Origin of the sequence: Youhaiella tibetensis (assembly GCF_008000755.1) — a bacterium.
Taxonomy (GTDB): Bacteria; Pseudomonadota; Alphaproteobacteria; order Rhizobiales; family Devosiaceae; genus Paradevosia; species Paradevosia tibetensis.
Window position 1 is genome coordinate 2,111,233 of sequence record NZ_CP041690.1, and the last position, 11,751, is coordinate 2,122,983.

13 protein-coding genes, 1 tRNA gene and 1 pseudogene are annotated in these 11,751 nt (G+C 65.4%); 9 read left to right on the top strand and 6 right to left on the bottom strand.

Going from position 1 to position 11,751, the window contains the following annotated elements; translation table 11 throughout:
• The first annotated feature begins 45 nt into the window (after window positions 1-45).
• The gene (locus FNA67_RS10250; RefSeq protein ID WP_049705026.1) at window positions 46-828 is read left to right on the top strand and encodes an invasion associated locus B family protein; all 783 of its coding nucleotides are present in this window, start codon (window positions 46-48) and stop codon (window positions 826-828) included.
• Between the two features lie 131 nt (window positions 829-959).
• On the opposite strand, the gene FNA67_RS10255 is transcribed toward FNA67_RS10250, so the two are convergent.
• From FNA67_RS10255 to FNA67_RS10265, 3 genes are read right to left on the bottom strand one after another with little or no spacing between them, the layout of a single operon-like run.
• Complete coding sequence (locus tag FNA67_RS10255; protein ID WP_147655968.1) at window positions 960-2,126, bottom strand: FAD-dependent monooxygenase; 1,167 nt, start codon at window positions 2,124-2,126, stop codon at window positions 960-962.
• On the bottom strand, window positions 2,123-2,596 hold the full coding sequence (locus FNA67_RS10260) for a DUF6691 family protein (RefSeq protein ID WP_147655969.1): 474 nt from the start codon (window positions 2,594-2,596) through the stop codon (window positions 2,123-2,125). The genes FNA67_RS10255 and FNA67_RS10260 overlap by 4 nt, the downstream gene beginning before the upstream one ends.
• Window position 2,597: 1 nt before the next feature.
• Window positions 2,598-3,056 carry a YeeE/YedE family protein gene (locus tag FNA67_RS10265; RefSeq protein WP_147655970.1) on the bottom strand — a complete coding sequence of 153 codons (459 nt, stop codon included), beginning with the start codon at window positions 3,054-3,056 and terminating at the stop codon, window positions 2,598-2,600.
• Between the two features lie 203 nt (window positions 3,057-3,259).
• On the opposite strand from FNA67_RS10265, the pseudogene FNA67_RS10270 reads away from it, so the two are divergent.
• A pseudogene (locus FNA67_RS10270) lies at window positions 3,260-3,976 on the top strand (TerC family protein); the annotation flags it as partial.
• Between the two features lie 229 nt (window positions 3,977-4,205).
• Entirely contained in the window at window positions 4,206-5,177 is a 972-nt protein-coding gene (locus FNA67_RS10275) for a quinone oxidoreductase family protein (protein WP_049707961.1), read from the top strand.
• Window positions 5,178-5,314: 137 nt separating this feature from the next.
• Here FNA67_RS10275 and FNA67_RS10280 read toward each other — a convergent pair whose 3' ends face one another.
• On the bottom strand, window positions 5,315-6,445 hold the full coding sequence (locus tag FNA67_RS10280) for a hypothetical protein (protein ID WP_147655972.1): 1,131 nt from the start codon (window positions 6,443-6,445) through the stop codon (window positions 5,315-5,317).
• A gap of 76 nt (window positions 6,446-6,521) precedes the next feature.
• Window positions 6,522-6,611 (bottom strand) — tRNA-Ser (locus FNA67_RS10285).
• A 111-nt stretch (window positions 6,612-6,722) separates the two neighbouring features.
• On the opposite strand from FNA67_RS10285, the gene FNA67_RS10290 reads away from it, so the two are divergent.
• The 6 genes from FNA67_RS10290 to FNA67_RS10315 all read left to right on the top strand — a co-directional run bounded on the left by FNA67_RS10290 (window position 6,723) and on the right by FNA67_RS10315 (window position 11,393).
• Window positions 6,723-7,391 carry a 5-oxoprolinase subunit B family protein gene (locus FNA67_RS10290; protein WP_170267285.1) on the top strand — a complete coding sequence of 223 codons (669 nt, stop codon included), beginning with the start codon at window positions 6,723-6,725 and terminating at the stop codon, window positions 7,389-7,391.
• On the top strand, window positions 7,388-8,287 hold the full coding sequence (locus FNA67_RS10295) for a 5-oxoprolinase subunit C family protein (RefSeq protein WP_147655974.1): 900 nt from the start codon (window positions 7,388-7,390) through the stop codon (window positions 8,285-8,287). The genes FNA67_RS10290 and FNA67_RS10295 overlap by 4 nt, the downstream gene beginning before the upstream one ends.
• Window positions 8,284-9,033, top strand: a complete 750-nt coding sequence (locus tag FNA67_RS10300; protein WP_147655975.1) for a LamB/YcsF family protein — start codon at window positions 8,284-8,286, stop codon at window positions 9,031-9,033. Before FNA67_RS10295 ends, FNA67_RS10300 begins: the two co-directional genes overlap by 4 nt.
• Before the next feature lie 66 nt (window positions 9,034-9,099).
• Window positions 9,100-10,002, top strand: a complete 903-nt coding sequence (folD, locus tag FNA67_RS10305; RefSeq protein ID WP_147655976.1) for a bifunctional methylenetetrahydrofolate dehydrogenase/methenyltetrahydrofolate cyclohydrolase FolD — start codon at window positions 9,100-9,102, stop codon at window positions 10,000-10,002.
• Window positions 10,003-10,166: 164 nt separating this feature from the next.
• Window positions 10,167-10,679 (top strand): hypothetical protein, encoded by a 513-nt coding sequence (locus tag FNA67_RS10310; RefSeq protein ID WP_147655977.1) that lies wholly within the window; start codon window positions 10,167-10,169, stop codon window positions 10,677-10,679.
• Window positions 10,680-10,769: 90 nt separating this feature from the next.
• The gene (locus FNA67_RS10315; RefSeq protein ID WP_145976724.1) at window positions 10,770-11,393 is read left to right on the top strand and encodes a hypothetical protein; all 624 of its coding nucleotides are present in this window, start codon (window positions 10,770-10,772) and stop codon (window positions 11,391-11,393) included.
• Here FNA67_RS10315 and FNA67_RS10320 read toward each other — a convergent pair.
• Window positions 11,390-11,749, bottom strand: coding sequence for a hypothetical protein (locus FNA67_RS10320; RefSeq protein ID WP_049705036.1), 360 nt, complete (start codon window positions 11,747-11,749; stop codon window positions 11,390-11,392). The two genes, FNA67_RS10315 and FNA67_RS10320, sit on opposite strands and share 4 nt — an antisense overlap.
• Window positions 11,750-11,751 lie beyond the last annotated feature (2 nt).

Sequence of the window (11,751 nt, forward strand, 5' to 3'; positions counted from 1 at the left end):
TCAGAAGGTGGCCCAAACCACCACGAGAATTGCCAGGGAAACCCCATGAAGTTGAAAAATGCTCTCATCGCCGGTTTGGCGGCTACGGCGCTGATGTTGCCGTCCTTTGCCGCCCTGGCCCAGGATACCACTCCCGCTCCTGCCGCCGAGCAGCCCGCAGCGCCCGCCCAGGGGCAGCAGCCCGCCGCACCCGCCGATAGCCAGGTCAACGCCCAGAATGAACAGGCCGCCGCCGATCCCAATCGCGCGCCTACCCAGAACTGGCTCAAGGTTTGCGATCCGATCGATGGTGGCAAGAAGGCCTGCATCATGCGCCAGGTGGTCCTGGCCAATGGTCAGTTCCTTGGCTCTTTCCTCCTGCGTGACGACCCGGGCCAGGAAAGCCGCCTGCTCGCCGTCGCCGCGGTTCCGCTCGGCGTGCTCCTCCCGTTCGGCCTCACCTGGCAGATCGACGGCGGCAAGCCGATCCGCGTGCCCTTCATGCTGTGCGATCCGCAGTCCTGCGCCACCCAGCTCGTGATCAACGAAGCTTACGTGAACAGCCTCAAGAAGGGCGGCAAGCTCAAGCTCACCGCCAAGAACCGCCAGAACCAGGACCTGACCATCGAGATCAACCTGGCAGGCTTCACCGCCGTCTATGATGGCGACGCCGCCCTGACGTTCGACGAGTTCCGCAAGGAACAGACCGGCGCTTCCGCTCTTGAGCAGCAGCTCCAGGACCGTGCCGAGCAGCTCCGCAAGGAACTCGACTCCGGCCAGACCCCGACCGAACCGGGCGTCTCGACCCAGGCGACGCCGCCGGCCGCCGACCAGAAGCCCGCCCAGTAAGGGCTGGATCACCTTCGCAAGGTTTTGGGGCGCTCCCTTCGGGGGCGCCCTTTTTGTTTTGGGGTGTGGATCGGTGGTGGGGAGAGATCGAGGGAGAGCCTGGCCAGCCGTCTCAGGCAGCGAGCCGCCCCTTACCGGTTGCCCATGCCCATTCCGAAAGCCTGTTTGCGCAGGACGGGGAGGGATTTGAGGGCCCAGAGGCCTCCTGCGCGCAAGGCTTGTGCCGGGATCATTTCGGCCAGCAGCGAGCGGAAAAGGGCATCGACGATGCCGGTGGTACGGGCGAGGTCGGGGGCGCGCCGACGCGCGTAATCCAGGCTGAGCTTTTGAGTCCAGCCGGGAGCGGTGAGATCTGTTTCCGCCAATCCTGCCGCCAGGTCCGCCACGTCGCGCAGCCCCAGGTTGAGACCCTGCGCGCCGATGGGCGGAAAGGCGTGGGCCGCTTCGCCCACCAGCACGATGCCGTTCTTGCCGGCCTCGGTGACGGTGATAGTCGAAAGCGGAAAGATATGGGCCGGAGTGGCGAGCGCGATCGAGCCGAAGAGGCGCATGGATTTTTCGCGGAAGGTTTCGACCAGCGCATCGGGCCCGGCTGCCCGGGCGGCATCGAGAACCGAGCGTTGGTCGATCCAGACCAGGTTCGCCCTGTTGCCGCCCGCCGGAACGAGGGTGAACGGGCCCTGGGGGTAGTGGAACTCGATCGAGCAATTGCCGATCGGGCGACCTAGTTCGAGGTCACAAACCAGCGCGGCTTGCGTAAAGCCGTTTTCGCGCGCCCGGAAATCGCCTTCCTCGCGCACCAACGACTTCTTGCCGTCGGCCCCGACGACGAGATCGGCCTGGACCTCGGTGCCATCAGAGAGGGTGAGGAGCGTACCGGCATCGTTGCGCACGAGCCCGGTCAGGGTGAGCGGGCGGGTTTCGAGATCGGGTAGCGCCGCCGCTGCGGTGGCGAAGGCCTCATTGAGCTTGACGTTGGAAAAGTTCCAGCCGAATGCGGGGAGCCCCGCTTCGGCGCTGTCGAAGAGCGTCTCGGGCGCGCGGATCAGCCGCCCGGTGGCATCGATGATGCGCACCTGCTGGAGCGGATGGCCGATCCCGGACGGCTCGCCAATGAGCTCGGCGTCCTGAAGATAGCGGACCGCCGGCATCATCAATGCCGAAGTGCGCCGGTCGGGCGGACCCTGGGGCGCCAGGTGAATGGTCTTCAGACCCGCCCTGGCCACCGCAACGGCGGCGGCGAGCCCGGTAAGGCCCCCGCCAACTACAACTGCCTGCGCTCGTTCGATATCGCTCATCTCGCCATGGCCAATCGTTTGTCATGTCCCGAAGGGATCACATAGGCTCCGGCATAGGAGCCGACAAACATGGCCACAAGGAAAATCCACAAATTGTCCGGCATGAACGTGATGAGGGCGATGGCCGGGCCCGGGCAGATGCCCGACATGCCCCAGCCGATGCCGAATAGCGCCGAGCCCGCAACGAGCGGCATGTCGATCCGGTTGTATTCGGGCTGGTGAAACTCGGCATCGAACACCGGGGCCCGACGGCGCTTGCCGATCTGCACCGCGATGAACATGACCACGATGGCCGGCACGATGACGAAGGCCAGGCTCGGATCCCAGCCGCCGGCGGGTATGGCGGTGAAATCGAGGAACCTGAGGACCTTATAGGGATCGACCATCTGCGAGATATAGAGGCCGGCCCCGAAGAGAAGACCGCTGACGGCGGCCGTGGCGAGATATCCCGGCTTGAGGCTGGCTTTCATCTCAGACGATCCCCGTGACGGTGACAGTGACGATGGCGACCGCGAAGAAGACCCCGACGGCCACGAACGAGCGGCGCGAAAGACGGGCGACGCCGCACACGCCATGTCCGGATGTGCAGCCGTTGCCGAGCTTGGTCCCGAGGCCGGTAAGAAGGCCAGCGATGGCGATCCAGACGACGGCCGGAACCGGGCTGCCTGCCGGAGGCGCCGCCAGCTGGGCCGGCTGGCCACCGGGGCCACCCACGCCCAGACCCGGGACGAGGTAGGACGCGGCCCAGGCGCCGATGACCAGCGCAACGAGGAATACGAGCCGCCAGACGACCGTTCGGGCGGGCGGCAACAATTGGCCGAAGACCCCGGAAATTCCGGCGATCCGGCCATTGCCGAGCCAGAGAATTGCGGCTGCGAGGCCGATCAGCGATCCGCCGATGGCGGCGGTCAGGGGCGTGAAGGATTCCATGCGCGATTTTCCCCGTGGGAGTGTGCCGGACATTACCACTGCGCCGGGCTGGCCAGCCAGACGGGCGGGGGAGACGGCATGCTCAAGAGAACGGCGCGGGAGGAAAAATACGACCCTTGTCGCTTTTCGTCGGGGTCGCGTCTTCCAACGAGGGAGTCGCAAACCTAAATATAGCCATTCGCACCAACGGGATGGAGCCCTTGATGATTGAGCTGCTAACCGATCCGAACGCCTGGATCGCCCTTGCAACCCTAACCGTCATGGAGATCGTCCTCGGCATAGACAACATAGTCTTCATCTCGGTGCTGGTGTCGCGCCTGCCCAAGGAGCAGGCCGACCGCGCCCGAAAGCTGGGCCTTGCCCTCGCGCTGATCTTCCGCATCATGCTGCTCCTGGTGATCTCCTGGATCATCAGCCTGACCCAGCCGGTCATCACCGCCTTCGGCCTGGCGCTTTCCTGGAAGGACATCATCCTTCTCGTGGGCGGCCTCTTCCTCATCTACAAGGCCACGCACGAGATGCATGCCGAGATCGAGGAGCCGCACGAGCCCACGATGGCCAAGGCCGCGAGCGCGACCTTCTCGGCCATCATCGCCCAGATCATCGTCATCGACATGGTGTTCTCGATCGACTCGATCGTGACCGCCGTCGGCATGGCCGAGCATGTCGAGGTCATGATCGCCGCCGTGATCATCGCCGTCGGCGTGATGTTCGTCGCCTCGGGCCCCGTGGCCCGGTTCGTGGCCGAGCACCCGACCACCAAGATGCTGGCGCTCGCCTTCCTGCTGCTGATCGGCGCCTCGCTGGTCGCGGACGGCCTCGGCTTCCACATCCCCAAGGGTTATATCTACTCGGCCATGGCCTTCTCGGTCCTGGTCGAGGCGGTCAACATCTTCGCCCGCCAGCGCAAGGCTTCCAGGGTCCGCCTGGAAGCGGCCGCGACCATTCCGGGGATGGCTGGTCTCGAGGGCGAGATTGCCAGCCTTCCTGCCGACACCGACCCGATGATCGATGCGCCGGTGCGCGAGGCAGGGCACCCGAAGCCCAAGTCGGCTCCCAAGTCGACGCCCGCATCGCGCGCGCAATCGCGGCCGAAATCGGCCCCGCGCAAGCCCAAGACCACCCGCTGACCGCAAGGAGCGAGAAATGATGACCAAGGCCATAGTGGTCCGGACCAATGGCGGCCCCGAAGTGCTCAAGCTCGAGGACTGGGAGGTCGGCGAGCCCGGCCCGGGCCAGATCCGCATTCGCCAGCATGCGATCGGGCTCAATTTCGTGGATACCTACCAGCGCTCCGGCCTCTACAAGCGCGACATGCCCTTCGTGGCCGGCAATGAGGCGGCCGGCGAAGTGACCGCTGTCGGCGCTGACGTGACCGAGTTCAAGGTAGGCGACCGCGTCGCCTACCAGGGCGAACCGGGCGCCTACGCCGAGGAACGCCTGATTTTCGCCAACCGCGTGGCGCCGCTCCCCGATGGCATCGACTACGAGACCGCCGCGGCCGTCGGCCTAAAGGGCGCCACGGCGTACTATCTCCTCTTCATGACCCATGCGCTCAAGAAGGACGAGACGATCCTCTTCCAGGCCGCCGCCGGCGGCATGGGGCTCATCGCCTGCCAGTGGGCACACGCGCTCGGCGCGCGGGTGATCGGCACGGCCGGCTCGGACGAAAAAGTGGCGCTCGCCAAGGCCAATGGCTGCGACGAGGTCATCAACTACCGCACCGAGGACTTCGTCGATCGCGTCCGACAGCTCACAGGCGGGCAGGGCGTGGATGTCGTCTATGACGGGGTGGGCAAGGATACGTTCGAAGGCGGGCTCGACTGCCTCAAGCCGCGCGGGCTGATGGTGAGCTTCGGCAATGCCTCCGGTCCCGTCTCGATCCCCAACCTGGGGATCCTGGCGACCAAGGGCTCGCTCTACGTGACGCGCCCGACCGGCGGCACCTATTGGCGCAAGACCGAGGACTATCGCGCCGGCCTCGCGGCCGTCTACCAGGCGGTGCTCGACGGCATGATCAAGGTGGCGGTCCACCACCGCTTCGCCCTGGCCGACGCCGCCGAGGCGCACCGCGCCCTCGAAGGGCGCCAGACCACCGGCTCGGTGGTGCTGCTGCCCTAAGCTACTGGTGCATGGCGCTCGAGAGCGCCGGCACTCCTGCGGCTTGAATAGGAAAGTCTGCGATCTGGCGGGTGGGGCCCGGAAATCGCCCGGGTCGACAAGGCCCGGGCGTGCGGAACGTGTCAGCTAAGGGCTGCCTAGTGCCTCACACCCTCGGGTGGGGTCTCCAAGACCTCCGAGGAGAGGGTGGTTAGCTCTTTTTCAAATCTGCGGCAGTCAGCCAAAAGGGTTTCGAGGGCTTCTGCCTGGTCGGCGAGATTTCGCTTCAAGATCATGAGCGCGTCAGTGCCGGAAGGGTCGGTATCGAGCCTCTTGCCGATGATCGCCACTTGGAGGCGTTCGGAAATATCAACGATGGTCGACCACGGAAGTTGGCGTTCGACCACGGGGGTGACAATGGCGAGAACGGTGCCCTTCAAGAGTTGGAGCGCTGCGGCGCGAGCTATCGACGTTGGCTGGTCCTTGAACCTCGACATGATCCTCTCCAGCGTCTCTTCAGGGCTAAGCTTGAGATTGGCGAGTTTGAATTCATGTAGGTACTGCACCCGCAGATCCACGATATCGGCGAGCATTTCGATGTTCACTGCAACGTTGGTCCCCGCCTCCCTGACACGCTGCTGGATATGACGAAGAGCTTCCTGCGTCGCAATGACCTTTTGCAGCGTGTCGACATCGGGAGGAGAGCCAGGATCGCGACCCGCGGCCCAATCGTCGAGCCAAGCGTAAACCGCGGGAAGTTCACGTAGAGCGGAAGTAGCCACCTCAGCCGCTTCCACGGCCAGGCGCATCGAAGCAGATTCCAGCGCCATATCCTTACGGATCAAAATTTGCCCCACGATATCGGCAACTTCAGATCGGCGTTTGACGAAAGCAGAAAGCAGTGCGGCGACTTCGGTGGCCATGGCCGGTGTGTCGGGTGCGCGCTCCGGGTTGCCGTCGTGAAAATCCTCGAGAAATGTCTGTCTAATATCGGCAGCGTCGGTTTTGGCGGAACGCTCCAGTGCCGAAATCCGCTCCTCGAACCTTTTCAGAGCTTCCCTAATGCGAGAATCGAGGGCACCGCCGTCGAACTCATCGTCATCGTCATCGCTCATTTGTCCGTTCCCCTTGGGAAACTGCGCCCCGGAACCTGACACAACCATGGCAAAAAGCAATGTGCCGGTCGCAGTCCAGACCTTCATCGCCCAGACCCTCGCTTGCTTCGACAGCCCGTCCGCTGCGGATCGCTTTCCTTCTTCATTGAGTGGCACGTGCCAGAACCGGCTCACGAACACTCGTTGGCTAACCTGACGGTTAGCCAATTCCAGTCGCAAACCATTGATCTATATGGTGGTATTTTAAAGGTGGCGGGTGGGGAGGGATTCGAACCCCCGGAACGCTTGCACGTTCGCCGGTTTTCAAGACCGGAGCAATCAACCACTCTGCCACCCACCCGGCACGACGCGTTTAGCCGAGGTGGAGGCGCCTGTCCATATCCGTGCTGGACGGCGTTCCGAACCGGTGCGACTCGTGTTCATGTTCAAATGGAGCCACGAGGGACCGGCCATGAGCGAACCACTGATGCTGCCGACCATTGTGCCGCTTGGCGACAGGGCGCTTCTGGTGCGGTTTGGAACGAACCTCGGCGAGCGCGCCAACCGTGCCGCCGTCGCCTTTGCGCGCCGGCTCGACGATGCGGCGCCCGAAGGGATCGAGGAAATCGACCCCAACCTCGTCTCGGTGCTGCTGCGCTACGACCCCGACAGGACCGACCCCGCCCGGCTGGCGGGCGAGTTGCGGCTCATGTTGTCGCTCGCCGAGGAAGAGCCGGAGACACCCGGGCGCACCCATGCCATCGCGGTGCATTTTGGCGGCGAGGATGGCCCCGACCTCGATACGGCGGCCGAAGCGCTCGGCATGAGCCCGAGCCAGTTCGTTGCCGCGCACAACGCCGCTCCGCTCAGAGTGCTGACCACCGGTTTCGCGCCGGGCTTCGTCTACTGCGGATTCCACCCCAAGACCCTCAACCTGCCGCGCCGCACGGATGTGCGTGGCCGCGTGCCCGCCGGCACGGTGCTGTTCGCGGCGGGGCAGACGGCGATCACGGCGACGCCTATTCCCACCGGCTGGCACGTGATCGGGCGCACCGACTTCATCAACTTCGTACCGGACCAGAGCCCACCCACGATATTGGCCGAAGGCGACCTGATCGCCTTTTCGGAGGCAGGGCGATGAGCGGTGGGATCACGGTGCTGCGCGCCGGACCGCTGGCGACCATCCAGGATGCCGGCCGCTTCGGCATGCTCCGCTACGGCATTGCCGCGTCCGGTCCCATGGTCCGGAGCGCGTTCGCGGTAGCCGGTACCCTGCTTGGCGGCAGGGCGGGAGCGGCCATCGAGTTCACGCGGACCGGGCTCGACTTCCGGGCCGAAGGCGAAGTCGAGGCGGCGTTCAGTGGCGGCGCCTTCAACCTTTCGGTCAACGGCGAAGCCAGGGACTGGAACAGCGCGCTGCAGCTGGCCGCGGGAGACCTGGTGCGCGTGGCGCCCGGGGTCTGGGGCAATTACGGCTATGTCCGCTTCGGGCGCGAGATCGCCGTGCCGCTGCTGCTTGGATCGCGGGCAACCAACAGCACGGTCGGGCTCGGCGGCTTCGGTGGGCGCGCGCTGGTGACGGGCGACCGCGTGCCGTTCGGGGATGCGCCAGAGCAGGGTGGGGCCGAAGGCGGTGGGTCCGCCGCGCCCTCCGATGCGCCGGTGCGCGTCGTCTGGGGCCTGCACGCCGATCTCTTTCCCGGCGCGATGCGCCAGCTCTTCGTGGACAAGCCCTTCGAGATTTCGACGCGCCTCGACCGCATGGGCGTGCGGCTGGCGCGCGGCGAAACCTTCCCGCAGGCCGGTATTCTCTCGCTCGTTTCCGACGCGGTGGTGCCTGGCGATATCCAGATTCTCGGCGACGGCACGCCCATCGTGCTGATGCGCGACCACCAGCCTACCGGCGGCTATCCACGCATCGCCACGGTCATTTCCGCCGACCTCGACCGGTTCGCGCAGATGCGACCCGGGAGCCTGGTGCGGTTCGAGCCGGTAACGCTCACGCACGCGCTGGCCGCCGGGAGGGCAGCCAGATGACGGTGATCGACCTCAACGCCGATCTCGGCGAGGGCATGGGGACGGACGAGGACCTGCTCCAGATCGTATCGAGCGCCTCTATCGCCTGCGGCGGCCATGCCGGCGACGCGCCGACGATCCGCCGCATTCTGCGTGCCTGCAAGCACCTGGGTGTCCGTCCCGGCGCCCATCCCGGCTATGCCGACAAGGTGCATTTCGGCCGCTTTCGCGTGGTGATGCCGCTCGAGCAGTTGCTGGGCCAGATCCGTTCCCAGCTCTTCCTCATCCGCTGGATCGCCGAGGAGGTCGGGGTCGATCTCCAATACGTCAAGCTCCACGGCGCCCTCGCCAACCAGACGGCCGAGGAACTGGCCTTCGCGGTGGGCATCTTCGCCACCATCCAGGCCATGGATCCGAGCCTTGCGATCCTTGCCCTCGATAACAGCCAGCAGGTGCGGGCCGCCCGCGCGGTTGGTATCCCGGTGATCCTCGAGGCTTATGCCGACCGCGCCTATACCCCTGAGGGCCTGCTGGTGCCGCGCAGCCAGGAGGGGGCGGTGATCCATGATGTCGATGCGGTGATCGAACGCTGCGTCCGGCTGGCACGGGACGGAGAAATCGTGGCGATCGACGGCACCGTCTTGCGCTCGGCGGCGCGCTCGATCTGCCTCCACGGGGACACGCCGGGCGCCGTCGACCTGGCGCGCGAAGTGCGCGATGCGCTCGAGGGCGAAGGTATGACGATAGCGCCGGTCGGCCCTGCCTGACGGAGCGGTTGCACTCCTGACCGATCTGCTCCATTAGGAGGCGCAACAGAACCGGGGAGCGATGCGATGACGGCAAAACTCATTGACGGAAAAGCCTTTGCAGAAGGTTTGCGCGCGCGCGTGGCGGGGCACGTCGAGCGGCTGAAAACCGAGCACGGCATCACGCCAGGTCTGGCCGTCGTCATCGTCGGGCACGACCCCGCCAGCCAGGTCTATGTGACCAACAAGGCAAAGCAGACTGTCGAAGTCGGCATGGCTTCGTTCAAGTACGAATTGCCCGAGGATACGTCCGAGGCTGACGTACTGGCACTGGTCCATGAACTCAATGCACGGCCGGACGTGCACGGCATCCTGGTGCAGAACCCGCTGCCGCCCCAGATCGACCCGCTCAAGGTGATCGAAGCCATCTCGCCGGCCAAGGACGTGGATTGCTTCACCCCCGACAGCGTCGGCCGCGCCGTGATCGGGCTGCCCGGCCCGCGCTCGTGCACGCCCCTGGGCTGTCTGATGCTGCTGCGCGACACCCTGGGGTCCCTCTCCGGGCTCAACGCGGTGATCATCGGGCGCTCCAACCTTGTGGGCAAGCCCATGGCGCAATTGCTGCTGCATGAGAACTGCACGGTCACAATCGCCCATTCGCGCACGAAAGACCTGCCGTCCGTGGTTCGCCAGGCCGACATCGTGATCGCGGCGGTCGGACGCCCGAACATGGTCAAGGCGGACTGGCTCAAGCCGGGCGCCACGGTGATCGACGTAGGCATCAATCGCGTACCGGCCCCCGACAAGGGCGAAGGCAAGACGCGGCTGGTGGGCGATGTCGATTTCGCGGCGGCCAAGGACGTTGCCGGCGCCATCACGCCCGTGCCGGGCGGGGTCGGGCCGATGACGATTGCATGCCTTCTGGCGAACACCGTAACGACCGCGTCACTTATCAATCGTCTGTTACCCCCCAGGGACCTCACCGCTTAATTCAGTGCTTGGGAACCATTGGTTTGGTAAGAACGGAGCCGGAGGGCTCCTTTTGCGAGATTTTGAGATTGGTTTGGAAATTTGCTGCGGCCCTCGGCGCCGCGATGACAGTCGGCCTCGGTGGCCCCGCTATTGCAGGTGATACCGTCGGTTCGATCAACCCATTGGACGATAACGCTGTTTTCGTCTTCGGCGGTCGGTATTATGAAGAGACTTTCTTCACCGGTGCGCGCCCCTGGGGCGTGAACTACGAGAACAATTACGTTCTCGGTGGCGGCTATCAGCATTTCTGGCTCACCCATCCGACCGGCCTGCGAATCGGTGGCGAGGTCGGCGCGGCCATCCGTGGCGGCGACAGTTTTTCGGCCGAGGCCTGGGCGGGCGTCGTTGCCCGCTATGACGGCCTCGTGATTGGCGATACTGTACGCATCTCGCCCGCCGTGACTTTCGGCCTGACCGCCGAGACGGCGCCGGTGGGTATCGAGGCGCTCAATCGTGGGGACGGCGACTCGACGTTGTTGTTCTATATTGGTCCCGAGATCAACGTGTCGCTGGTCGACCATCCCGACACCGAGGTCTTCTGGCGAATTCACCACCGGTCCGGCGCCTGGGGTACACTGGGCAACATGGCCGATGGTGCCAACGCGACCTCTTTCGGGGTACGCTGGAAGTTCTAGTGCGTCTGTCCGCCCCCGGAAGGGGCGGGCGTGTGGTTCGTCCGTAAGGGCTCGGGCGGCGTGTCCACTCAACAACCGGAGTGGTGGTGCATGGGTTTTAGAGGTTGGGCGACGAGGGCATTCGTCGCGCTGTTGGGTGTGATGTCCCTGACCGGCGCCGGTCTGGGCCAATCGGTGCGCGACACCGACCCGACGAGCCTGCAGACAGTCTTCGTCTTCGGCGGGCGCTACTACAGCGAGTACATCGAGAACGGTCTGAACCCGTTCAAGCCAGCCTACGAGAACAACTATTTCGTCGGCGCCGGCTATCAGCGCTTCCTGCCGGGCGACTGGCACCAGTGGCGGCTCGGCCTCGAAGTCGGGCTGGCGGCGCGGTTCGGCGACACGACATCGGCCGAGATGTGGGCCGGTGGCGTCGCCCGGTTCGACGGCATCGTGCTGGGCAATGTGCGAATCTCGCCCGCGATCACCCTCGGCATTTCGGCCGAGAGCGGACCGGTGGGCGTCGAAACGGTCCATGCCCAGGAAGTGCCGGGCGGCGGCGATCCGGCGCTGCTCTTCTACATGGGCCCCGAGATCAACCTCTCCTGGGCCGACAATCCCGACCTCGAGGTGTTCTGGCGCATACAGCACCGTTCGGGCGCCTGGAATACGCTGGGCAACATGCGCGATGGCGCCAACGCCACCGCCGTCGGCATGCGCTGGAAGTTCTAGGCCAGGTGAAAACTGCGCGCCACCGTGTGGTCGCGCAGCCCGAAGGCCGGTTGCCGGCCCGGTATGAGCCGGTCGGCGATTGCCTGGGGTGAAGCGTGCCCGCGGGCATCGACCACTACCGTCTCGAAGGGCGGCACCAGGCCCAGCCGGGCCTTTTCCAGCAACTCGAAGAGCGCCACCCGGACATCGCCGCTCGCGGCGCAGGCAGGACACTCGGTACCCGGCGCGTGGGCATGCTCGCTCGACGTCACGCGCACGACCGCAATGCCCGCTTCCTCAGGCAAAGGCGCATCCGCCCCGGTGACGATGGTCACCGGGATGGAACGGACCGACCTTGCGAACGGGGCGGCGCTCATGG